The following is a 24,228-nucleotide window of genomic DNA, read 5'->3' as shown; positions in this document are numbered from 1 at the left end:
GACGTATCGATGATTCGACATCATTAAATAATGATATGGATTGTTACCGACAATGGTAGGCGAACTAAAGGAAAAGATCGCCGGGGAGATCACCTTATCCCCCGATCCCGGAAAGGCCATCCGTAAATGGAGGGAGGAGTTCGGACTTTCGCAGCATGAACTTGCAGAGACCATGGGGATCTCGCATTCGGTCATCAGCGATTATGAGTCCGGACGCAGAAAATCACCAGGTGTTGCTGTTGTCAAAAAGATGGTCGAGGCCTTCATAAAGCTGGACGCTCAGAAGGGTTCATTGGTCATATCGAGATATCAGCCAGATTATCGTATGGACTGCATTTTGGCGATGGATGAATTTGCCGGGGGCGTCGATGAACACAAGTTCATCGAGGCAATAAACGGAAAGAACCTCAATACGGAGAAGACACCTGTGAAGAGGATATATGGATACACGATCGTGGATTCCATAAAGGCGATACTGAATCTTAGCTCTGAGGATTACCTCAAGATATACGGATGGAGCATCGAAAGGGCACTTATTTTCACGAATGTCCACTACGGACGTTCTCCGATGGTGGCCATCCGCGCACACCCCCTTACACCGGCGATGGTGGTATATCAGCGTCCCGATGAGACCGATCAGCTTGCTATCAAGCTGGCGAAATTGGAGGGCATACCGCTCGTATCAACAACTCTTTCGGTGGAAGAGATAGTGGAGAGAATGAACAAACTTAAGGAAGGGAATTGAATGGATGTAGGAATCGTAAGTTACGGAGCATATGTTCCCCGTTACAGGATCAAACCCGAGGAGATCGGAAGGATCTGGGGAGTCGACGGAAAAGGCATGGGAAAAGGTCTGATGATCTATCAGAAATCGGTCCCATCGCCCGATGAGGATGTTGTGACCATCGCCACAGAGGCCGCTAGGAACATGATGGCAAGGGTGCCCCAGGTGGACCCCCAGGACATCGGAGCGGTATATGTCGGTTCGGAATCCCATCCTTATGCGGTCAAACCGACTGCGACCATTGTGGCAGAATCCATCGATGCTACACCTGCAATGACGGCGGTCGATATGGAATTCGCCTGCAAAGCAGGAACAGCAGCCATCCAGGCATGCATGGGACTTGTAGGTTTCGGCATGGTGAAGTATGGTGTCGCCATCGGAGCGGACACATCACAGGGAGCACCCGGGGATGCTTTGGAATACTCTGCATCCGCAGGCGGAGCGGCATTTTTGATCGGAAGCGAGAACATTATTGCCAAGATCAACAAGACCGTGTCCTTTACCACTGACACACCTGACTTCTGGAGGAGGGAGGGACAGCCATATCCCCTGCACGGAGGAAGGTTCACAGGAGAGCCAGCATACTTCAGGCACATAACATCCGCAGCAAAGATGCTGTTGGATGCCACGAACACGAAGCCTGAGGACTACACATACGCTGTCTTCCACCAGCCCAATGGAAAATTCCCCACGAGGGTCGCTTCGCAGTTGGGATTCACACCGGAGCAGGTCGAATGCGGTCTGCTGACACCTAACATAGGCAACACATACAGCGGAGCGGTCCCGTTAGGACTCGCTAACATACTGGACCATGCAAAGCCCGGTGACAGGATTTTCGTCACATCTTACGGTTCCGGTGCAGGAAGCGATGCTTTCGATATAACCGTCACAGATGCGATCAAGGATTACAAGAGGGAGAATGCCCCCACGCTCGAGAAGGTCATGGCCAATCCAGTCTATGTCGACTACGGTACCTATGCCAAATTCAAGGGCAAGATCATAATGTCGGAGTGATAACATGAGAGACGTAGCAATCATAGGAATAGGAGCCACCAAATTCGGAGAACTCTGGGACAAATCGTTCAGGAGTATCGGTATCGAGGCAGGAATGAAGGCTATCGAGGATGCAAATCTCTCGGGAGACGAGATCGACGGTTTGTTCATAGGCAACATGTCTGCGGGACGTTTCATCAATCAGCAGCATGTGGATGCATTGGTCGCCGATTATTCGGGAATGGCTACCAACCACATACCTGCGACAAGAGTGGAGGCTGGAGGGGCATCCGGTGGTGTCGCATTCAGAGAGGCCGTAATGGCAGTTGCATCTGGCCTTCACGAGACCGTGATGGTTGGAGGTGCTGAGAAGATGACAGATCTCGACGATGCATCGATCAACTCGGTCATGGATGCGACGGCGGATGCAGAGTGGGAGGCTGGAATGGGCATCACACTCGCATCGAACTATGCGATGATCGCCAGAAGGATGATACACGACAAGATGGCAACACGTGAGGAGATAGCATCCGTTGCGGTCAACAGTCACTTCCACGGCGAACTCAACCCAGGCGCACAGTTCAGGAAAGGAATACCTCTCGACACAGTACTGAAATCAGGTCCAGTCGCGACACCTCTCGGCGTATTCGACTGCGCACCCATAACCGACGGAGCAGCAGCAGTGATACTCTGTCCCCTCAAGGATGCCAAGAAGCATACCGACAAGTACGTCAAGGTCGCAGCGGTCGCACAGGCAAGCGATACATTGGCATTGTTCCAGAGGGATTCGATAACTGAATTCAAGGCGACACAGGCCGCTGCCAAGAGAGCTTATGAGATGGCCGGAATCAAGGCACACGACATCAACTTCGCTGAGATCCACGATGATTACACCGTGGCAGGTGTCATGGCGCTTCAGGACCTCGGCTTCTACAAGAAGGGAGAGGCAGGAAAGGCATTCCTCAACGGTGAGACGCACTTCGATTCGGGGAAGATAGCCATCAACACGTCCGGAGGCTTGAAGGCGAGAGGATATCCGATCGGAGCCGCAGGAGTGGCACAGATCGTGGAGGTCACCGAGCAGCTCAGGAATGAAGCGGGCAAGAGACAGGTCAAAGGAGCCAAGTACGGACTGGCACAGTCTGTCGGAGGAAACGGTTCCGCTGTCACCGTAAGTATCATGGAGGCGATCTGATGTCATCGGTAGCAAAGGAGTGGAGAGAGATCCCCGGAAGGTACAACCTCCAGGGAACCAAATGCGAGCACTGCGGAAAGATCTTCTTCCCCTCACGTTCGTTCTGTCCTGCATGCCGCAGGGCAGGCATCGGCAAGATGAAAGAGGTCAAGCTGGACAGGCATGGGGAGGTCTATTCGTTCTCCGTCATTCACGAGGCACCGGAGTGCAATAATATGCAGAAACCGTATGCCGTCGCGATGATCAAGAACAGAGAAGGTGTCCTCATATCCGGACAGCTCGTCGATGTTGATCTTGATAAGATCGAGATCGGCATGCCTGTGCGTGCGGTTTTGCGTAAACTGGACGCAGACGGTGCAGCTGGTGTCATCCACTACGGATTCAAGTTCGTGCCAGATAACTGAAACCGATCGGGGCGGAAGCCCCGATCACTTTAATATAATTCATTTAATTTTTCAGGACACTTATTGTTTCAAAAGGTCAACCATCGCGATGGATTCCAATACCTGGTCCTCAAGAGGAAAGTCATCGTTCACAGAGATGCCTATGTTCCTCATCTTTTCTTTAGATATATCACACAGGCTGTCATCCAGCATCATTCCTATTTTTTCAATGCCGGTAACATCTGCATTGAAGATGCAGGCAACATACTCGTTCCTTCCAGGTTTGGGCCCCATCTTCTTCATAGCCTTTCCGATCTGCCTTTCAAATGCAGCATAGAGTATCGTTTCAGTAAGGATGTTCTTCGAGCGCGGATGTCCCTGTGAGAATGCTCTTTCTGCGTGCATCGCAGCAGATATGATGTGGGACTTTCCACATATCATGTCTGGGTCAAAAAGTACAACATCCCCGCCAATGGATGTGAAGTGAGACACGATATCATCGAAAGAAGCGTTGCCTCTTATACCGACGACCACGATCTTGTGCATGGGCAGAAGAGACCGATTCAATATTAATTTCTTTTTGGAAATTTCTGTCAGAATAAGTCTTCCGATTTTTTTCTTTTAAGAATGACAATACATGATGATTCTGTTTTAGACGCATTCTTCTGTACCTAATGATAGTAGTATAGTGCAGGTGGGAATTACCAGAATGGACAATGTCAATAATGTTGTCGTTGATAGTTTTTTGACAATAACACTGATGATATCTGGAAATATGTGGATTCAGGTATTTGTGTACCCCGCATTTTAATGGAGATACGGTCTCGTTGTGCACTTAATAACTATCATATTTTAGTTATACGGAATATGATCGTTGATTGCAGAGAATAACTGAATTATAGTTCAGATGTATTGATAAACCTTGTTGCCTGTACAGTTAATAGTCCGTATGGTGTCGCGACATAGGTGGGAAAAAGATGGGGCTTGAGAAAGCAAAGAATATCGAGCAGATGAGCTGTGAGATAAGGGGTTTTGTTGGAGATCTCTCGGAGGCGATCGTCGTAGATACTGGTCTCGATAGAAAATACAAACGTATTGTCGTATGCGGTATGGGTGCTTCTGCAATCGGCGGGGAGATTATCTCCAATTCTATGTATTATTCTTCGAAAATAGACGTAAGTGTGGCCAAGACAATGGCTCTTCCTCATTGGACGGATAATGATACTCTTTACGTTGTTTGCAGTTATTCAGGCAATACGCTTGAGACAATAGCGATGTATGAGATGGTTCGTGATAACAAGTCGGATATGATCATCATAACGGCAGGCGGTAAACTCGAAGAGCTATCCATCCTAAATGGCAACAATCTCATTAAAATCGGCGGTAAAAAGATGCAACCGCGTAGTGCAATAGGGTGGTTCATCGGGATATTGGCGGCCATCATTGAAGATGCTGGTGGGCCAGCATTGAGAAAAGAGATAATTGGACTTATACCTACATTCAAACAATTCAGAGAGAGGTTGGAATTGGAAGATAGCGTCTCATGGAACACGGCAGAGAAGATAAAGGACAAGATTCCAGTCATATATTCTGTGCCAGATATTTCTGCCATCGCCCTTAGATGGAAAGAGCAGATAAATGAGAATTCCAAGCGTATAGCTTTTTCAGGAGTCATACCCGAATTCAATCACAATGAGGTTGTGGGTTGGTGTAGTGACAGTGTTAGGAGCATGTTCGTACCGGTAATAATAAAGGATTGCCTTTCTGGTGTAGTATCTAACACGTTGAATGCGACAATAAGGACATTGAGTGATGTTGGTGTGAATCCCGTTATAGTGGAGATAAATGGCAATACTGTATTAGAACGTAGCATTCACGCTTTGATGATAGGGGACCACATGTCTTTGTGTTTGGCTATAATCCTGGATATAGATCCAATGGACGTTGGCCCTATAACGAAGATCAAAGGATATCTTGCAGATTGTGAGGATGTCAAAAGATAAGAGTAATTGAAAAATAATTTGGAGACCTCAAATCCATGTTATTTTCAATGTGTAACCTAAGATGAGATGTTCACACATGTACATTTCCGATAAGTATTATATGGGAAGAATCTTACGCACAACCAGGAATGCATGAACATGACTGACGAATGGATAAAGGTCGCAGCGCCTGCAACAACGTCCAATATCGGACCCGGTTTCGACATTTTCGGTTTGGCCTTGAAGGAGCCCCACGATATCATCGAGGGCAGAAAGATCAAGTCCGGTATAGTCATAAGTGAGATATCTGGACCCGGAAGCGAATACATACCTACAGACCCAACAAAGAACTCTGTCGCAATCGCTGCAGAGGCCGTCCTGAAAAGATGCAATGCAGATTTCGGTATCGAACTAAAGATAAAGAAAGGCATCAGGCCTGGAAGCGGAATAGGTTCCTCAGGCGCATCTGCAGGAGGGGGCGCTTTCCTCGCCAATATAATGTGCGGTGAAAAACTCTCCAAACAAGAGGTCGTGCTCTGTGCTGCCCATGCCGAGGATGTAACATCCGGAGGCCTGCATGCAGATAATGTAGCTCCCTGCATCTTAGGGGGATTCACCATAATAAGGTCGTATGAGCCGTTCGAGGTCATAAAAATAGAACCACCCAAGGACCTTGGTGTGGTGCTTGCACTTCCTGATATAATAGTTTACACAGCGGATTCCAGAAAGGTGGTCCCAAGGGAAGTATCCATTAGGGATATGACCTATCAGATCGGCAACGCATCGGCGCTCGTATATGCGATGATGTCGGGCGACCTTGGTATGATAGGAAGGTCGGTCAAGGACATCATAGTAGAGCCCGCTAGGGTCCCTCTGGTACCTTATCTCAAACAGGCTGAGGGCGTTGCGATGTCCCACGGTGCTCTGACATCCTTCCTCGGAGGGTCCGGACCTTGCGTCATAACATTTTATGATAAGAATACACACAACGGCGAGATAATCGCCGATGCTATCAAGAAACTTTACAGTGATAACGGTATGAAGTGTGACACATGGGTCACAGAATGCGGTACCGGTTGCAAGAGGCTTTAAAATGGCTGACCACAAAGTTATATGTTGGGACTGCGGCGCAGAGGTCGCAGACCCCTATGAGAACGAGTGTCCCAGATGTGGCGGTCTGTTGACCGTCAAGATGGACCTCGAGCCTGTGATGGAAATGAAACCAAAGGACCTTCACAAGTCCCCCCTCGGTGTCTGGAGATACGCGCCATTCATGCCTGTGGATCCTTCGCACAAGGTGTCCATCCAGGAAGGCGGAACCCCTCTGTACAAAACAGATGCGATCTCCGAGGAGTTAGGTGTAAAACAGGCTTACGTCAAATTCGAAGGCCTCAACCCCACAGGTTCATTCAAGGACCGCGGTATGACGATCGGAGTATCCCATGCCAAAGAGCTTGGGGCAAAGGTAGTTGGATGTGCATCTACCGGGAACACATCAGCTTCATTGGCGGCATACGCCTCTAAAGCAGGGATACAATGCGCGGTCTTCCTTCCTTCGGGAAAAGTAGCTGCAGGAAAGCTTGCACAGGCCCTCTTCTTCGGAGCGAAGGTCTTGTCGATCGATGGTAATTTCGATGATGCACTGGCACTTGCAAGGAAGATGTCCGATGAGAGGAAATTGTATCTTTTGAATTCAATCAATCCATATCGCCCGGAGGGACAGAAGTCTGTTTTGTTCGAGATCGTCGACCAGTTGCAATACGAAGTGCCAGACAGGATAATATTGCCTGTGGGCAACGCTGCGAACATTTGGGCCATATACAAAGCCATCACCGAGCTGAAAGAGGTCGGATGGATAGATAAAGTCCCGATGCTGACTGGTATCCAGGCAGAAGGTTCTTCGCCTGTTGCTAAAGCATTCGCACTTAAGAAACACGACTTCATCCCAGAAGAGCACCCTGAGACCGTAGCCACCGCTATCAGGATCGGTAACCCGGTCAGCGGAAGGAAGGCACTACATGCCATCTACGACACCGGCGGATACGCGGCAACCGTGACGGATGCCGAGATAATATCTGCGCAGAAACTACTCGGAAGAAGAGAAGGGGTCTGCGTGGAACCAGCATCTGCGGCTTCGATCGCAGGACTGAAAAAGCTCAGAGAGATCGGGGTCATCGACAGAGATGAGAAGGTAGTCTGTATCTGTACCGGTAACGGTCTGAAAGACCCAGATACCATCATTGAGAATAGCCCTTCGCCCATAAAGTGTGGTAACTCCGTCGCTGATGTTGAAAGGATACTTTCTCTGTAAACTCAAAAATCAAACAACTTCGACTGCTTCTGATTTTCAGTGGCGGTCGAGGTCTCATTTTGTTTCTTTTCGGTCTCGCCGTGTTCGGCAGCCATCTTTTCCAGCATATCTTCTTCTTCATCCTCAGTCGATATTACCTTTATCTCACGCATCAGAGGACTGCCGGATTGTTCCTTCATGCTCCTTGCAAGTGCTGGCCCTATTCTAGGTATGGCAGCCAGTTTTTCTTGTTCTATGCTTTGGACATCCATCTGGCTCTTTATTCCATTTTCAAAGAGGGTCCTTGCCCTCACTCTTCCAACACCTCTGAAGAATACAAGTTCAAGAAGTTCTTGTTTCACACCGTAGCGCACACGGGTGAGCAAAGGTCTTATCTTCTTTGTTGAGGAAGGATTGAAGATGAATGCTATCTCGTTCATAGAATACATCAGCCATTCGGTCATGTCAACCCTGGACCTTATATCGCCGGGTCCGACGCCGAGTGTATCTGTCATTATTTCTTCTGATATCTCATTGATCCAGTCGTTCAGAAGTACAGCGGTCTTCAGGTCGCTCATGAAATAATCGTACATCATTTCATCATCTTCCTCGTAAGGGTCTACGAGGAATCTTCCGTCGTAATCCGTGGATATCTTGCTAAGGCGGTCCTCGTCCGCTTTCTTGGGATACATTCCCAGCACATCAGGGGTGGATGTCGCTGCATGTAGTATGAGGAAGTCGTCTGTTTTCTCATCTATCTTCTTGACCGCATCCCTTAGGATTATTGCCGATTTAGGGTCTATATACAGATCGGATATCCTTTTTCCGAACGGCAGGACACGGACCTTATTGCCAACGCATTCCACCATCTGTTCCTTGGCAAGGAACATAACGACATTTTCCACTACGCTTTCTATTCCATATAGTTGAGATGTATTGCCGTAAAACGTCTCGTGCATGAATTGCACGATGTCATCTTCAGATGTGCAATCGCCCGTCGCGATGAGACCTAAAATGTGGCTTCTCAATGTATTCTCATTTCCGAGTTTGGATGTCAGCCTCTCAGTTTCGTGCATGACATAATCGTCCATAAGGTGTTCGTAATCATCGTAGTTCTTGGCGATCAGAACAGATTCCCCGTATGGGTCGTATCCCGGTCTCCCCGCGCGGCCGCACATCTGTTTGACCTCCATGACGGAGATGGGCACATTACCGGAATTGGACTCGAACCTGTAGGTGTCCCTCACGATCACCCTTCTGGCCGGCAAGTTGATGCCTGCGGCCAACGTAGGTGTGGCAATGATGCATTTTATCCTTCCATTCTTGAAGTTGTCCTCTACGAATTTTCTTTGTTTGTATGTGAGTCCCGCATTGTGGAACGCCATGCCGCATTTGACGCAGGTCGCCAGTTTTTTTCCCAGTGCGGTGGAGTCAGCATCTCCTTCGAGCATTTCGAACTCGTCCTCTGTGAGTTCCATGCCCGATATTTTCCTCATCTTGTCGGAATACTTCACAGCCAGCGATTCGGTGGACCTTCTCATATTGACGAAAACAAGACATTGTCCGCCTTCGCAGATGGTCTGATTTATAAGCTGCCAGATAGGATCACTCCCCTGCGGGACGTCCTTAGAGGAATGGTCGTCAAATGTTATCTCGCTGTTGTAATACACACCTTCTCTCAACGGTATGGGACGCCAATCGCTGGTCACGAGTTCTGCGTCAAGCCATTGTGCGAGGTCGCCGGAGTTGGATATCGTAGCTGAAAGTGCTATGACCTGAAGGTCCTTCGTTCTTCTGATCATCTTTGTGAGTGTTATCTCAAGCGTAGGTCCTCTTCCCGGGTCATGGATCATATGGATCTCGTCGGCAATGACTAGTCCTACCCCTTTGATCCATGAGCTTCCATGTCGTATGAGGGAATCCGCCTTCTCGGACGTCGCTATTATTATGTCAGCGTCCTTCAGTCTGTTATCGTCAGAGTCCAGATCACCGGAGCTCATCATGACGTTGAACCCAAGGTGGGAGAATTTATCGAGGTCCTCTTTCTTTTCGGAAGCCAACGCCTTGAGGGGTACGATGTAGAGTACTTTCCTTCCTTTGGTGAGGACCATGTTCATCGCAGGTATGAATCCGATCAGGGATTTCCCGCTGGCGGTAGGTATCGCTGCAACAAGGTTCTTTCCTGAAAGAGCTATTGGTATGGCCTGTGCCTGAGGAGGGTGCAATTGTACAAATCCCTCTTCGATGAGTGCATCCCTCAGTTTGGGAACGATATCAAGTTCTTCAATTCTCATGACGGTTCTCCATGCGGCATTGTTCATATTATCTTTCCATTGAGCCGTCCAGATGCGTTGATCAGGGTGGCGGATTTAATGAACCATCTCATTTGGAAGTGAATATCGCATTGCTTATTAATGTGATATGTCAAACGATCATCGATCTAAACCCTTTCGCCTACGTTAAAAGTTTACAATTGTACTTAACAATGGTCGTATTTTGTAAATTAAATCCACATATAGTACCCATTTTCTTTATAACCTCCTTTTTACTCGGGAGGGTTAATAAACAATTAAGGTATGGAAGGTACGATGAGTTATAGACGCAGTGCATTTGCCGTTCTTATCATATCTGCGATGATGTTCGCATCTTTTACGTGTGCATTCGTAGGTACGGTCACGGCCGAGGATGATGATTCAACATTCACCTCTTTCTATGATCAACTCAGTGATAACGAGAAGGCCGTCTATGATGGGATAGACGCTTATTCAGCTGATACTCTAACAGTCACGGTGGACCTGCCCAATGCCATCTATACACAGATAGGCACGGATGAATCCGCGGCCGAGGAGTATTTGATGGAGCAGGTAGCGGTCATTGTTCAGGCAGCTTACTATTCCATGGAGATGGATGACCCGCTGGCGATCTGTACATGGGGTGACAGTACTGTCTCATGGTCTGAGGAGACCCTTCCGTTCATCACGACAGGTACATTGATCGGTCTGGAGCAACTGGTTCTTACCGCAATAATCGATGAGAACTATGCTGACGATACCTCTACCACCGATAGAAATGAACTTCAGGAGAAAATAGACGCTCTTGATGAGGCGATAGAAGCGTACAGCGTAGGCAGTACCGATCTTCGCACCATGGTCGGGAACATAAATTCATATCTCACCGGAAGGCTCACATACGATCCAAATGCTGGTACCAGTAGCGAGGACCCATATGCACATGATGCATACGGTGCGCTGGTATCCTCAAGCAAGTTGGCAGTCTGTGATGGTTTCTCCAAAGGATTCCAGGCCTTGTGTGATAAGTATGGAATAGATTGTTACACCATTATCGGGTATTCGATCCCTGAGTTGGAAGGACATGCATGGAATGTTGTGCTTATGGGCAATGGAAGTTGGTATCCGATCGATGTAACATGGAACAAATCATCGGATAACGCTTACATGTTGATATCCGCAGACAGTTTCAATTCTAGTCATCAGGCAGGTCTGTATACATCCGATGGTGGAGTATTGATGGATTATCCTGTTTTGAGTGAAACGAAATATGATTCTGATCCGTGGTATGAGAACACATACATTGAGTGGGCATTGATGGCAGCGATTGGTCTAGCGATCGTTGTTGGAATCTTATTGGCGGTAAGAGAAGATAAAAAGAAATTGGCTGCCAAAAAGAAGTAAAAATTACCTTTATATACAAGAACAAACTAATGATAAATGGAGGGGATAATATAGGATCAGTTGCAAAGGAAAAGCCAACTACCGTACCTCTCGAGGAATGGGTAGAGGCCCAGGCTTTCAAGTCCACGAAGGACATTGAGATACCGAAGAAGATGTCCGACCGTGTCATCGGTCAGGACGAGGCTGTCGAGATCATCAAGAAAGCATCGGCCCAGAAAAGACACGTCATGCTCATTGGAGAGCCAGGTACCGGTAAGTCGATGCTGGCCAATTCGATGGTGGAGTATCTTCCCAAAGAAGATCTTCAGGACGTAGTCGCATACCACAATCCGGAAGATGTTAACGAACCCAGAATCAGGACCTTCCCTGCAGGAAAGGGTAAGGCTGTAGTTGCGGAACAGAAGGCACAGGCAGCGGCCATGAAGAACCAGAAGAGTTCCATGTACCTCTATGTCTGTGCAGCAATCATAATCTTGGGAATAATAGGAACATTCCTTTACGGTTTCACAGTATTGCTAATCGCCTTGTTCGGTGTTATGATAGTCATAATGCTGTTCAGGAACCCGATGGGGCAGAAGATCGAGACCATGATAGTACCTAAGGTGCTAGTGGGTCACGAACCTGGAGATATGCCACCTTTCGTGGATGCTACAGGTACCCATGCAGGTGCACTTTTAGGAGATGTCAGGCATGACCCCTTCCAGAGCGGAGGATTGGAAACACCCTCCCACGACAGGCTCGAGGCCGGAGACATACACAAGGCCAACAAAGGAGTTCTGTTCATCGATGAGATCAATCTCTTAAGAATGGAATCACAGCAGGCAATACTCACTGCGATGCAGGAGAAGAAGATGTCGATCACCGGACAGTCCGAGAGGTCTTCTGGTGCCTTGGTCAAGTCTGAACCAGTACCTTGTGATTTCATCCTGGTGTGCGCAGGAAACCTTGATGCAATACAGGGAATGCACCCCGCACTCAGATCCAGGATAAGAGGATACGGATACGAGGTCTTCATGAACAATACCATGGTGGACACTTCGGATAACCGTATGAAGCTGGCAAGATTCGTAGCGCAAGAGGTCGTCAAGGATGAGAAGATCCCCCACTTCGATAAATATGCAGTGGGAGAGATCATCAAGGAGGCTCAGCGCCGTTCAGGCAGAAAGGGCAAATTGACACTCAGGCTCAGAGAGCTTGGAGGATTGATACGTGTTGCTGGTGACCTTGCGGTAAACAGGCACGCGGAATTCGTCACCGTAGATGATGTCAGGAATGCAAAGCTTTCAGCACGTGGACTTGAACAGCAGATCGCTGACCGTCAGATAGAGGGAATGGAAGCATACCATCTATTCAATACCGAAGGACAGACCGTCGGTTCGGTCAATGGATTAGCGGCCATAGGCGCGGATTCAGGACTTTCAGAGTATTCGGGAATAGTTCTCCCTATCGTTGCAGAGGTAACCCCTGCACAGCGTAAGGAGGGCGGACAACTCATCGCAACAGGACGTCTTGGTGACATAGCCAAAGAAGCTGTACAGAACATCACAGCAGTGATCAAGAAGTACGCTGCCAAGGACCTATCTGAGATGGATATTCACCTGCAGTATGTGGGAACATACGACGGTGTAGAAGGAGACAGCGCATCTATCACGATGGCCACTGTCATACTTTCTGCGATGGAAGGCATACCGATCCGTCAGGATATGGCAATGACCGGAAGTCTGAACGTCAGGGGAAAGGTCCTGCCAGTCGGTGCCGTCACAGCAAAGCTTGAGGCAGCGGCAAGAGCAGGAATAAAGATGGCGATCATTCCAGCGGATAATGCACAGGATGTCATGGTGGCGAAGAAGTACTTCGATACGATGGAGATCTACACTGTGTCCAATTTCCGTGATGTGATCGAGTACGCATTCATCGATTGTCCGAAGAAGACAGATTACATGGAGAAGCTTCTTCCCCTTTCAGAGGATGGAAAATCCCATGTCAAGAAGATCGACCCTCCCGTGGAGTATGTAAAGAAACACGAGGAAGACGTTGCGCCTCCCAAACAGGAGCCTGTGACGGTTCAGCCTGAGAAGGTAGAAAGCGACGTTCTGGTCTCTGAAATTGTGCCCAACATCGGACCCAATCCACAGTGAATGTTAAATTCCTTTTAAGGGGCAGTCATTGCGACTGCCCCCAAACACATTAAACGTTTATTTATCAAGTTGTATATCCGACCTATGAAAGTTCTCGGTGTTATATCCGTCATCATTGTGACGGCCCTCATAGTGACATGTTTGACCCCATGTATTGAGGAGAACCATCCCACTTATTACACCTTTGAGGAAGTAGGGTATGTAGATGTCGAAGATACGGTTTTTGAGTCGTCATTCGATTTAAGGGATGTCGACGGCATTTCCTACGTCACATCCGTGAAGGACCAAGGCAATCATGGAACTTGCTGGGCATTTGCCACCACTGCTGCGCTTGAGACAGCCGCGATATCTGCAGGTCTTGCGGATGATACTCTCGATCTTTCCGAGGTCGATTACATCTATTTCTCCCATAAAGGCGTCTCATCTGAGGGAGATGTCATAGAATATCACGACGGTAATAATTTTATCGAGGGAGGCTACATCCAAGAGTCGATATTTGATTATGGACAATGGAAAGGCAATCTGACCGAGGAGGCCACAGGCTATACGTATTCTGAGCTTGGTTATGATACTGAACTTGACAGCGACCTCCAATACCTCTCAGACTCGATAAGACTTACGGGAGCTTACATCGTAAATGAGAATGATACGGATTCTATCAAATATATGTTGACTGAGAAACATCTTGCCGGATTGATAGGTTTTTCACTTGATCCAGAGAATTTTAACAGCATCACTGTTGATGGAAAGGTAATCGATACGATGTACAGTGACGGTGAGGATGATGCTTACGGTCATGCTGTTGCTTTGATAGGATACGATGATGATTTCCCTGCGTCCTATTTCCAGAACGAGAACGTGACTCAGAACGGTGCATGGCTTTGCAAGAACAGTTGGGGGACCACAGAGGAAAATGACGGTATGATTTGGATATCATATCAGAATGCATCTTTTTCACCGGGATTCATGTTCTTTGAAGCAGGTCCTTCCGATGAATATGATAACAACTACCAATATGACAACGGCAAGTCCATACTTCATGATGTATCGTTGGGAAGCACTGGTCAGATGGCCAATGTATTCACTTCTGAAGACAGCGAGATACTCGAGGCAGCATCGTTCTACGTTCTGAAAAACACCGAGGTGGATTATACTGTTTCCGTGTACACAGATCTGAAGGATCCAAACGATCCCACCAGCGGAACATTGATGTCCACGCAATCGGGGATCACATCATACTGCGGATATTATACTGTAGAGCTAGATGATGATGTCTATTTGAATCCAGGCAGTGAATTCTCCATTGTTGTATCGCTCACAAGTAACGATGATTCCGACGTGTACCTGCCGATCGACACTAGAGAGCGTCTTGCTGAAGATAATCTATTCTTCATATTCGAGACCGTAGCATATCCAGGACAGAGCTTCATAAGTTCAGATGGCGAATCTTGGGAGGACATCAGTGATGACTATATGAGCAATGTGCGTGTAAAGGCGTTCACATCCGATATCTGAGATAGATCTTGTATTACATTTTATATCAGCCGAATGTATTGACAGGAACATGAAGAGCTATGACGATCGTTCATTGGTGATAGGTAGATTCCAGCCGTTTCATAATGGACATCTTGAGGTCATTCGCAAATGTGCCGCGGAATCCAAGGGCCTCGTGATTGGTATCGGAAGCGCTCAATATTCGCACGAACCAGATAATCCTTTCACAGCAGGAGAGAGATACCTGATGATTGATGAGGCCCTTAAGGAGGCCGGGGTGAGGAATTACTGTCTATTGCCTATAGAGGACCTCAACAGGTACTCTGTATGGGTCTCTCACGTCGTATCCATGGCTCCTCCGTTCAAGAGTGTGTACAGCAACAATCCGTTCACGAGACGTCTATTCAGCGAAGCAGGGTTCGAATTAAGGGATTCTCCACTGTATGCAAGAGAGGTCTACTCAGGTACGACGGTCAGACAGAGGATGATCGACGGAGACGACTGGCGTTCATTGGTTCCCGATGCGGTGGCAAAGGTCATCGACAACATCGACGGGGTCGGAAGGATAAGATCGATATCTGGAGGAGATTGATTGCACTCGGCGGACATTCTTCACAACACACTTTTAGAAAAGGAGATCACGGTCTCCGTGGCGGAATCCTGTACCGGCGGCCTTATAGGTTACATACTCACGGAAAGACCCGGTTCCTCTGGTTTCTTCATCGGCAGTGCCGTCACATATAGCAATGATTCCAAGGAAAAGGTACTGGGTGTTTCTCATGAGACATTGTTGAGATGCGGGGCGGTCAGTCCGGAGACAGCAGTGGAGATGGTCAAAGGTGCCAGGGAACTCTTCGAATCGGATTACGCTGTTTCGGTCACAGGTATCGCTGGTCCAGACGGTGCTTCGGAAGACAAGCCGGTCGGTTTGGTGTTCATTGCGGTGACTGACGGAATAAGGACCGTGGCCACTGAAAATCATTTTTTTGGGGATCGTGAAAGCATCAGAAAGGCAACTGCCGAAGAGGCGATATCCATGCTTCTGGAGATGACGCAGACGTGAGTTCCCGTTACGATAGGCAGCTCCCGCTTGTCGGTGAGGAAGGAATGAAAAGGATAACGAACGCAACCGTCGGAGTGATAGGATGCGGAGGGTTGGGAACGCATGTGATAACTGCGTTATCTTCTGCCGGTATCGGCAAATTGGTGATATTCGATGGTGATTCTCCAGACATCACAAATCTCAACAGACAGTTCGTCTATCACGAAGGTCAGAATGGTAAAAAAGCCGACATAATGAGATATTGGATAATGTCAGTGAATCCATCCGTGAAGGTAGAGGTCCATGCCGAACTATTGACAGATAGTAATGCCTCAATGCTTTCCGAGTGTGATATCTTGGTGGACTGTCTTGATAACATGGAATCCAGAAAGGTCCTCAACAGGTATGCTGTAAAGAGTGGCAAGACCTTGATACACGGAGGGGTTGCAAGCATGTGCGGTCAGGTAACGGTGGTGATTCCTGGAAAGACCCCTTGTCTGGAATGCATCATAAGTGACAGGAAGAGGGAGATCAATCCAACGATATCTGCTGCGGTCGCATTCATCGGATCGATAGAGGCCATGGAGGTCTTGAAGATCATTGCAGGGATGGGAGAGCCTTTGGCAGGAAAGATCCTTACTGTAGATCTCGGAAATAATGTTTTTGAGGTCACGGACATATGCAAGAGGCCATCGTGCAAGGTTTGTGGTCACCTCTAAAGAGGTTTTTTCAATTATTATTAATATCACTCATTCAATCGCATTTCTATGCAACACGTGATGACCGGAAAGGTCAAAGAGGTCTACCTCGTTGATGATAAGACGCTGGAATTCGCATATACGAACAACATCTCGGTATTCGATAAGATAATCCCATCGAAGATCCCGCACAAGGGAGAGACACTTTGCAGAACCGCAAAGTATTGGTTCAAACTCCTCAGCGACAATGGTATCAGGAACCACTATATCGAAGAGCCAGCTTCCGACAGGATGAGGGTAAAGAGGGTCAATATAATCAGAGATTATAGTAAGATAAACAATAAGACCGTCAGTTACCTGATTCCTCTTGAGGTCATATGCAGATATTACGTTGCAGGGTCGCTTCTTGATCGTGTGAAAGCAGGAAAAGTAACGGCTGAACAGCTTGGTTTTCCAAAAGGACATATTGTAAAGCGCGGAGATAAACTTCCAAGGCCATTCATGGAATGTACCACAAAACTAGAGGAACATGATATGGACCTTACTGAAGAGGAAGCCAAGAAGATGGCTGGACTCACCGATGCAGAATATAAGGAGATTATGGACACGGTCCTGAAGGTCGATAAGATCATTGAGAAAGAGGCTGCAAAGCGCAAACTCATACACTGTGACGGAAAGAAGGAATTTGGATACGACGAGAACCGTAAATTGATGGTACTCGATACATTCGGCACTTTGGATGAGGATCGTTGGTGGGATGCGGATGAGTATGCAAAGGGAAATATCGTGGAACTTTCCAAGGAATTCGTTCGTCAGTATTACCGTGAGACCGGATATCACGCAAAACTCATGGCGGCCCGTGAGGCTGGAAAGCCAGAACCCGATATACCTCCGTTGCCACAGGACGTAATAGACCGCGTCAGCAAACTATACGTGGATATGTATGAGAGGATAACCGGGGAGAAGTTCTGAGATTCAGAGCATCTTAACGAAAACCATTTTCTCCCCAATGGGACAATCTGCGTCCTTCTGGACCTCGGTGATGGAATATTTCCTTCCGTCCTGTGCCCCTATGGGATAACATTTTCCATGATTTTTGCATCCGATGTTTCCGCATTTTGGATACTGGTACGTTATCATGCTCCCATCTATGGCCTGTTTTTTGGGTATCGAAGCTAATATAGGAACCCTTTCCACTTCAACGACATGTACCAGATCATCTCTTTCCATGCACTGATGCGTCTGGTTCCTTATGCGGGTAACCTCATACATGGCCCCTTGTTCAAGATTAAAACACACATTTCTCAATTTGCATTCTTTACAATCGGTCAGTGGGCCAAGGTAGACGAACCTGTTGCCTGTTTTTGCTGTCGGTTCTCCAATCAATGTGATTAATACCATATATATACCTCAGATCACGCCTGTGGAACGTGCCAGATTTTCCGCAGCTTCCTCTGTGAGTCCCCAGTCTCCGAGTATGGTGAACCTGTCCTTCCTGATATCTTTGGCGGCAACAAGAGCATCGATGATGTGCTGTTCAGGAATGCCGAGCTGTTTGGCGGTCGTAGGTGCACCGATGGTCGCTAAAGCATCCCTTATCCTATGCCAGTTGTCTCCATGAAGTTTCATCATCATTATTGTACCTATTCCGCATTGTTCTCCATGCAGGGCACTGCTTGGGTGAAGGAGGTCCAATGCATGTGAGAACATGTGTTCAGAACCGCTGGTGGGTCTCGAACTTCCTGCTATGCACATGGATACACCAGATGCGATGATGGGCCTCATCACCATCCAAACACTTTCTTCAAAGTGGGGTTTGATAAGCTGAGCATTATCAATCAGATTCTCAGCCGCAAATTTTGAAATATAATAACCTGAACTGCTGAATTCGACATTTCTCATCTTTACGGCAAAGTCCCAGTCCTTCAACGCAGTGAGATTCGATATCACGTCTGCGCACCCCGCTGCCAGATAGCGATATGGTGCCTGATTGATTATGGACGAATCTGCTATTATGCCCATCGGCGAGACGGCAGCAATAGATTTGGCACCTTTATCCATCTTGAGTGATGCCCTGTCGGAAGCAATGCCGTCATGTGCGACGGATGTGGGTATGCTTACAAAAGGTATGTTGAGTCTGCTGGCCACTATTTTGGAAATGTCAATTTTGCTTCCTCCGCCAACGGCGACTATGAACTTGGATTTGTTCTCTTTACAGATGGCTACGGCCGTTTCTACATTCTCAGGCGTCGCGTTATCTGTTATGATTACCTGTACATTGAATTTCTTCTCGGTAATAAGGTCTTCCACCGTCTTTCCAGCAGCTTTGTACGTTATGTCACCGGTGATTATGGTTCCGTTCTTGCCGAATTGAAGGTCCTTGCAGATGTCCCCTGACTCAAGGATCTTGTCGTGGCCGATTCTTACGCTTCTTGGAAACTCCATATTTTTAGCTTTATTGAACGAATTCATAATTCTCGACCTTTGAGTATATTCTTCTAAAAAGATATAAAGATGCTTTCAACGATAAGTGAATATGAAGGTTCTGATCGTCAGTGGCGGCGGTAACAGCAAGGGTATAACGGCTCAAATCTGCGAAATGGTCATCGAAGGATTGAAATCTTCGGGGGCCACGGTCACATTCGTAGACCTGACCCAGTGCAACATAGGATTTTGTACAGGATGCAACAGATGCAGAGAGACAGGCAAATGCTACATCAAGGACGATATGGATCGTCTGATGGAAAAGATGTCCACTTCGGACCTTTTCATTTTGGCAACACCGATAAGGTTCAGTGGAACATCTTCTATGACGAAGAAGTTCATGGAGCGTTTTCAACCATACTGGCACATGAGCAATGTCAAACCATTTGGACGCATGGCCGGTATAATATGCGGGGGCTCGCATAATCCTAATTTCGATAACGTTATACACGAGTTCAAATCCTTGAGTATAACGATGGGTCGTAAATGGTCAGGGGAATTGAGAATAGCTTCGACGGATACGGCAGACAAGGAGTCCTACAGAGGTAAATGTGTGGAATGGGGAAAGATGATAGCAGATCATTCAAAGAATTGATCATCGATTATCAGGTCCTTGAAGCCCACATCTTCCAACCCGATAACATCCATTCTGACGTAAGGGATCGCATTTGTGTGTTTCGAATGGATGGTCGTCCAATCTTCTTTTGATAACGAATCATCAGTATCGAAGACGATGATGTTCACAAATCCAAGATTTTCTATCTTATTCAGAAGTTCTTCAAGATCCTTAGTCCCATTCTTAGCAAGTACTTTTCCTTTTGATATGAACAGCACAGGTATGCAATTGTCTGAGAGATCATAGGCTTGACTTAGCACAGCGTCAGATATAATGAAATGATAGGGCATGAGCAAGGCCTCTCCGTTGGAAAGGAAACCGTCAAAAACATCATCCTCAGATTCTATACAGGTCATGTACCAGATATCCGAACCAGGAACCTTTGTCTTGATCGCTTCATCGTTCATATTTCTCTGTTGCATGCCGATGACGTCTACCACCAACGTGATCCCTCTTTCAGAGTCTCTGTTGTATGCCTCTTTTAAGGGCACCATATCGCCTGAAAAGTAAGGTATTCCGTTATTTATGGTAACGGGGCCAGTGAATATCACATCGTTGTTGGATTGGACGTAAAATGTCCTTATCATTGAAAGCGGGTACTATGTTCCCACATTTATTATTATTCCAGCAAATATCTTGGTGCAGACATTATTAATAGTCGTGACATCGATAACTACCGGGTGATCGTTATGGCAGCAAAAGCTAGAGCAGTATTCAAATGCAACGAGTGCAAGAAGGTCATCGAGATCGTTTATGCAGGTGCACCCGTCACCATATGTTGCGGAGAGGAAATGGAAGAACTTGTTCCCAAGACAGGAGAACCTACAGAGAAACACGTCCCATTCATCGAGAAGAAGGCCGGCGGAGTACTTGTAAAGGTTGGAAGGGATGCAGCGCATCCCATGACGCCTGAGCACTATATCGTATATATTGAGATCTGTGCGGACGGCATCCTGATGAGGAAATATCTCAAACCAGGGGATGCTCCCGAGGCGTTCTTCAAGACAGATGCGAAGAAAATAGTCGCCTGGGAATTATGCAATATCCACAATTTGTGGAAATCCAGCTGACGAAACATCGGGTCGTCCAATTCAAACCTTTTAAGATCAAAATTTTTCTTTTTCAAGCTATATTTAAATCGGATAATGATAATGACCTTTGCATTGAACGGACGTGTCTGTGTCGAATAGGTGAACGTAATGTCAAAACAGAAGGCAAATTCAAAAGAAATCAAGAGTGATAAGTATCAGCCGAAAGCGACGGTCAGGCACGATAAGATCGCCAAGTCCAGAAAGGATGAGCTATTATCTGCCAAAGAGAAGATCGCGAACGACAGATACATGGCCAAGAAGGCTGAGGCGCGTCGCAGAAAAGCCATCAAGGATATGCCTAAGGAAGAGAGGGGTCCCGCTAAGACTCAGCTGAAAGAGGATATTGTAAGGAGAAAGGCCGCACACAAAGAGGCCAAAGAGAAATACAAGGCAGATGTGGCAGCTGAGAGGGTAAGGATAGAGGCTGAGGAGGAAGAGGAGTCCGAAAAAGAGGATAAGAAAGCTTCCAGAGCCAAGACCAAGAAGGATCTGGCCGAGAAGGACACGGACACAAAGAACAAGACCTCTAAAAATTCCAAAGAGGTTCCAGCAGAGGAATCCACGGTTGAGGCAGTCCCGAAGGACGCAGATGCAGTTCCTTCCGAGGAGCCAAAGAAATCTTCAGTACCTAAAAATAAAAAGAACTGAGATGCCATTCATCAAACCTCTTAAAATTTCCTTTTGTTATTTGTTACAAAGCGATAAATAGTGTGATTCATATTCCTTTCGTCCGCGGTCTGCGAACAGTCTGCGTGGCAACCTGAGAGATTACCATGTCGACCAATGTAATTGCGATACTCGCAGTCATCCTTATTGCCGCATCGGCAGGCGGGATATACCTAATGATGGACGAAGAAAGTTCATCTGGCACAAAGGTGCTGTATTACGATGGAGATATTCTGATCCAAGAACAGAACTGCAGTAACGTTGCAGTTTTGGAGGACATAGATTCATCCTTGTGTACTGATAGGACGTTCATAGGTTGGTCCTTTTCGTCAACCTACGCAGGAGAGTTGATGCTTCCAGGAGATACAGTGGATGTATCCGGGGAAATGAGATTGTACGCCGTCATGGTGGATGGCAAGATATCAACATCTGATGATGGGATAGTTAGTTTTGATATCGGCAATGCCGACATCAGTGAAGGCATGGTAATAGATCTCAGGTCGTTTTCTTATGTTAAACAAATAGTGGTCTCGGTCGATACCGTGGATGCAATGGAAGAGTCTGGAAAGACCGTTCGTATATTGCTGCATGATGGGAAAGAGATAGAATTCGATGCGAGTACAGTGTCAGATATTACCGATATCGTTTCCGATGAACCTTTGAATATAATGTTCGAGGAATTCTATAACGGCATGGACTTCCAGATATACTCCTCCGATGAAGAATTATCAGATATCTCTGGGAAGATAAGGATGACGATACCTGTGAGAGTATCGTCAAATCATGACATGAGGGTGTTCGGACCCTCGGTCGGTGAGGGCAATACATTTGATTTTATCATTTCTGAAGGAAAGATAACATTCCATTCGAATGAACTCGGATACAGAATGATCTATTTGTTCGGTCTTGAGGTGCGTGATGGAAAAGGTCTGGTACTCAGTGAGGGTCATTCTGATTATCCAGACATAACCACATATTCCATGAGTTTCAAGACATGGGGTATGTTCGCCAAGGAAGATGTTTTTTCCATCTCTGATGCAAAGGCCGGATTCTATTACGATGTAAAAGGAGCAGTTCTGGGTAGTGATTCAACATATACCGTCTCTGGGAATTCAAAGATATTTGTAGATATATTGGCTGGCGTTCAGAAACATAGGATAATATTGCCCGACGAACAGATAGGATACACGTTAACCGCCGATCCTTCAGAGGTATCTGACGGAGAAAGGTGCATACTGAGTTACACTATCAAGACAGGATACGTGGATGACGAATTGATCATAAAAGTGAACGGAGATGCAGTGGAATTGGATGGAATGTCTCGCATATGCATCGAAGATATCAGTTCAGATCAGATCGTAACTTTATCCGGCGTATATGATATCAGGTCCTTTGATATCGTACTTCCAAACGACACGGTCGGGTATACCATAACAGCTTCAAGTGAAAAGGTCAGTTACGGAATGTCATACGAACTCAGATTTGCACTACTTACAGATTATGAGAAGGGTTCTAATTTCAAGATCCGTGTCAATGGCGATGATCTTCTAGACATTTCGTCCGGAACTGTCAAGGTCTATGGTGTGACGGCAACACAGAACATCACAGTGACCGGAGTCCAACTTAAGACATATGACATAACGGCCGGTGGGCACGTCAGGCTGATCGTCAATGGATACGAGGCCTCTACCGCTACATGCAAGGACGTGATCAGTATCCTTACGTATGATGGATATGTCCTACCTTCGAACTATGGCGCATATCTTCCCGTGACCGTTCATGTCTCTGGTTCTGGATATAAAGTATCGGACGATTCGGTATTTCCAGGGGTATCCAAGATAACAGTGGGAGAGAACATCATTGTAGGTTCTGGAGGCAGTAGAGCATCATTCTTTGTTTGTTCGAGTGAGAAGGTGACGATAAGTGCGGTCAGCGGTTATTCTATGCCTTCAAATTACTCATCTGTGGTCTCTTCCATGAACGGAGTATCTGTCTTCAATGATAGATATACCTTCAGTGAGGACATTTCATTACCATCAGTGTATAAGGTGACGTATTTGGGGTATTCTTCGTTTGTTCAAACTTTTTGTGTAATAGTTGGCGAAAATGTTCCATCTGCTACATCAGTTCCCTCTAGAAATTATTATGAATTTGATGGATGGGAAAGTCATTCATCTACAGTTATGGATGATATGGGTATCAATTCGATTTGGGTTCCAACACAATATAATGTTGAATTTGGTGAACATATCACGTATACAATAAATGGTTCAACATTTAATGGAATAGCAAATAAACAACTCACAATAGAAGATTCTATTGCGATAGTTCCTAATTTTGGTTATGAATTACCTGTAAATTATTTGCAAAGTAGTTTTTTAGTTTCTGAGAATAGAGGAATGGGCACAGTGTATCATGTTACTTCAGATTATGAGTTTAAAACGGTATTTAGACTAATTTATTCTGATAATGAAGATGAAATCTCTTTTTACTATTCAGAGGGAACAAGTATTTTATTATACCAGCCGGGCTCAAACGAACTAGTAGGTTTATTTGAAGAGATGCCAGCAACTAGTTTTCTTGGATGGTATACAATCGATAATGAAAGATATACTCAGAGTTATTTAGTAAATGGTGATAATGTGCTGTACGCTCGTTGGAGTCCCTAATCTTTATATAA

The 24,228-nt window shown here is 46.5% G+C and carries 23 protein-coding genes; 18 read left to right on the top strand and 5 right to left on the bottom strand.

Translation table 11 applies throughout. From position 1 onward, the window contains the following. Nucleotides 1-52 precede the first annotated feature (52 nt). The 4 genes from KRP56_05260 to KRP56_05245 are packed head-to-tail and all read left to right on the top strand — an operon-like array spanning nucleotide 53 to nucleotide 3,376. On the top strand, nucleotides 53-745 hold the full coding sequence (locus KRP56_05260) for a helix-turn-helix domain-containing protein (protein UAL07249.1): 693 nt from the start codon (nucleotides 53-55) through the stop codon (nucleotides 743-745). After that, nucleotides 746-1,798 (top strand): hydroxymethylglutaryl-CoA synthase, encoded by a 1,053-nt coding sequence (locus KRP56_05255; protein ID UAL07248.1) that lies wholly within the window; start codon nucleotides 746-748, stop codon nucleotides 1,796-1,798. A gap of 4 nt (nucleotides 1,799-1,802) precedes the next feature. Further along, a complete protein-coding gene (locus KRP56_05250; GenBank protein UAL07247.1) occupies nucleotides 1,803-2,972 on the top strand; it encodes a thiolase domain-containing protein in 1,170 nt (389 codons plus the stop codon). Further along, a complete protein-coding gene (locus KRP56_05245; GenBank protein ID UAL07246.1) occupies nucleotides 2,972-3,376 on the top strand; it encodes a Zn-ribbon domain-containing OB-fold protein in 405 nt (134 codons plus the stop codon). The genes KRP56_05250 and KRP56_05245 overlap by 1 nt, the downstream gene beginning before the upstream one ends. 60 nt (nucleotides 3,377-3,436) lie before the next feature. On the opposite strand, the gene KRP56_05240 is transcribed toward KRP56_05245, so the two are convergent. Beyond that, on the bottom strand, nucleotides 3,437-3,901 hold the full coding sequence (locus KRP56_05240) for a hypothetical protein (protein ID UAL07245.1): 465 nt from the start codon (nucleotides 3,899-3,901) through the stop codon (nucleotides 3,437-3,439). Between the two features lie 464 nt (nucleotides 3,902-4,365). On the opposite strand from KRP56_05240, the gene KRP56_05235 reads away from it, so the two are divergent. The 3 genes from KRP56_05235 to thrC all read left to right on the top strand — a co-directional run bounded on the left by KRP56_05235 (nucleotide 4,366) and on the right by thrC (nucleotide 7,648). Further along, nucleotides 4,366-5,358, top strand: a complete 993-nt coding sequence (locus KRP56_05235; GenBank protein ID UAL08470.1) for a bifunctional phosphoglucose/phosphomannose isomerase — start codon at nucleotides 4,366-4,368, stop codon at nucleotides 5,356-5,358. A gap of 138 nt (nucleotides 5,359-5,496) precedes the next feature. Continuing rightward, entirely contained in the window at nucleotides 5,497-6,429 is a 933-nt protein-coding gene (locus KRP56_05230) for a homoserine kinase (protein ID UAL07244.1), read from the top strand. 1 nt (nucleotide 6,430) lies between these two features. Beyond that, on the top strand, nucleotides 6,431-7,648 hold the full coding sequence (gene thrC, locus KRP56_05225) for a threonine synthase (protein ID UAL07243.1): 1,218 nt from the start codon (nucleotides 6,431-6,433) through the stop codon (nucleotides 7,646-7,648). Nucleotides 7,649-7,650: 2 nt separating this feature from the next. Here thrC and KRP56_05220 read toward each other — a convergent pair whose 3' ends face one another. Further along, a complete protein-coding gene (locus KRP56_05220) occupies nucleotides 7,651-9,921 on the bottom strand; it encodes a DEAD/DEAH box helicase (GenBank protein UAL07242.1) in 2,271 nt (756 codons plus the stop codon). A gap of 294 nt (nucleotides 9,922-10,215) precedes the next feature. Here KRP56_05220 and KRP56_05215 point away from each other — a divergent pair, with 294 nt between their 5' ends. The 7 genes from KRP56_05215 to purC all read left to right on the top strand — a co-directional run bounded on the left by KRP56_05215 (nucleotide 10,216) and on the right by purC (nucleotide 17,663). Beyond that, on the top strand, nucleotides 10,216-11,319 hold the full coding sequence (locus KRP56_05215; protein UAL07241.1) for a hypothetical protein: 1,104 nt from the start codon (nucleotides 10,216-10,218) through the stop codon (nucleotides 11,317-11,319). 29 nt (nucleotides 11,320-11,348) lie between these two features. Further along, nucleotides 11,349-13,457 (top strand): ATP-dependent protease LonB, encoded by a 2,109-nt coding sequence (lonB, locus tag KRP56_05210; GenBank protein ID UAL07240.1) that lies wholly within the window; start codon nucleotides 11,349-11,351, stop codon nucleotides 13,455-13,457. An 84-nt stretch (nucleotides 13,458-13,541) separates the two neighbouring features. Further along, on the top strand, nucleotides 13,542-14,972 hold the full coding sequence (locus KRP56_05205; protein UAL07239.1) for a hypothetical protein: 1,431 nt from the start codon (nucleotides 13,542-13,544) through the stop codon (nucleotides 14,970-14,972). Between the two features lie 49 nt (nucleotides 14,973-15,021). Next, a complete protein-coding gene (locus KRP56_05200; GenBank protein ID UAL07238.1) occupies nucleotides 15,022-15,543 on the top strand; it encodes a nicotinamide-nucleotide adenylyltransferase in 522 nt (173 codons plus the stop codon). Further along, complete coding sequence (locus KRP56_05195; GenBank protein ID UAL07237.1) at nucleotides 15,544-16,014, top strand: CinA family protein; 471 nt, start codon at nucleotides 15,544-15,546, stop codon at nucleotides 16,012-16,014. Next, nucleotides 16,011-16,712 (top strand): HesA/MoeB/ThiF family protein, encoded by a 702-nt coding sequence (locus KRP56_05190; GenBank protein ID UAL07236.1) that lies wholly within the window; start codon nucleotides 16,011-16,013, stop codon nucleotides 16,710-16,712. Before KRP56_05195 ends, KRP56_05190 begins: the two co-directional genes overlap by 4 nt. Before the next feature lie 48 nt (nucleotides 16,713-16,760). After that, the gene (gene purC / locus KRP56_05185; protein ID UAL07235.1) at nucleotides 16,761-17,663 is read left to right on the top strand and encodes a phosphoribosylaminoimidazolesuccinocarboxamide synthase; all 903 of its coding nucleotides are present in this window, start codon (nucleotides 16,761-16,763) and stop codon (nucleotides 17,661-17,663) included. A gap of 3 nt (nucleotides 17,664-17,666) precedes the next feature. Here the strand turns inward: purC and KRP56_05180 are convergent, their stop codons facing one another. Both KRP56_05180 and KRP56_05175 read right to left on the bottom strand, forming a co-directional pair. After that, complete coding sequence (locus tag KRP56_05180; protein ID UAL07234.1) at nucleotides 17,667-18,092, bottom strand: UPF0179 family protein; 426 nt, start codon at nucleotides 18,090-18,092, stop codon at nucleotides 17,667-17,669. 9 nt (nucleotides 18,093-18,101) lie between these two features. Next, nucleotides 18,102-19,166 (bottom strand): NAD(P)-dependent glycerol-1-phosphate dehydrogenase, encoded by a 1,065-nt coding sequence (locus KRP56_05175; protein ID UAL08469.1) that lies wholly within the window; start codon nucleotides 19,164-19,166, stop codon nucleotides 18,102-18,104. Nucleotides 19,167-19,227: 61 nt separating this feature from the next. Between KRP56_05175 and KRP56_05170 the strand changes: the two genes are divergently transcribed. After that, entirely contained in the window at nucleotides 19,228-19,770 is a 543-nt protein-coding gene (locus KRP56_05170; GenBank protein UAL07233.1) for a flavodoxin family protein, read from the top strand. Here KRP56_05170 and KRP56_05165 read toward each other — a convergent pair. Continuing rightward, nucleotides 19,755-20,378 (bottom strand): hypothetical protein, encoded by a 624-nt coding sequence (locus KRP56_05165; protein UAL07232.1) that lies wholly within the window; start codon nucleotides 20,376-20,378, stop codon nucleotides 19,755-19,757. The two genes, KRP56_05170 and KRP56_05165, sit on opposite strands and share 16 nt — an antisense overlap. Nucleotides 20,379-20,480: 102 nt before the next feature. Between KRP56_05165 and KRP56_05160 the strand changes: the two genes are divergently transcribed. The 3 genes from KRP56_05160 to KRP56_05150 all read left to right on the top strand — a co-directional run bounded on the left by KRP56_05160 (nucleotide 20,481) and on the right by KRP56_05150 (nucleotide 24,217). Further along, nucleotides 20,481-20,861, top strand: a complete 381-nt coding sequence (locus KRP56_05160) for a desulfoferrodoxin (protein ID UAL07231.1) — start codon at nucleotides 20,481-20,483, stop codon at nucleotides 20,859-20,861. A 129-nt stretch (nucleotides 20,862-20,990) separates the two neighbouring features. Continuing rightward, nucleotides 20,991-21,530 (top strand): hypothetical protein, encoded by a 540-nt coding sequence (locus KRP56_05155; protein UAL07230.1) that lies wholly within the window; start codon nucleotides 20,991-20,993, stop codon nucleotides 21,528-21,530. A 125-nt stretch (nucleotides 21,531-21,655) separates the two neighbouring features. Next, nucleotides 21,656-24,217: a hypothetical protein gene (locus KRP56_05150; protein ID UAL07229.1), complete on the top strand. Its 2,562-nt coding sequence runs from the start codon at nucleotides 21,656-21,658 to the stop codon at nucleotides 24,215-24,217. Nucleotides 24,218-24,228 lie beyond the last annotated feature (11 nt).

The sequence above is a fragment of the Candidatus Methanogranum gryphiswaldense genome (assembly GCA_019262145.1).
Taxonomy (GTDB): Archaea; Thermoplasmatota; Thermoplasmata; order Methanomassiliicoccales; family Methanomethylophilaceae; genus Methanogranum; species Methanogranum gryphiswaldense.
This window is presented reverse-complemented; position numbering and strand designations above follow the sequence as displayed.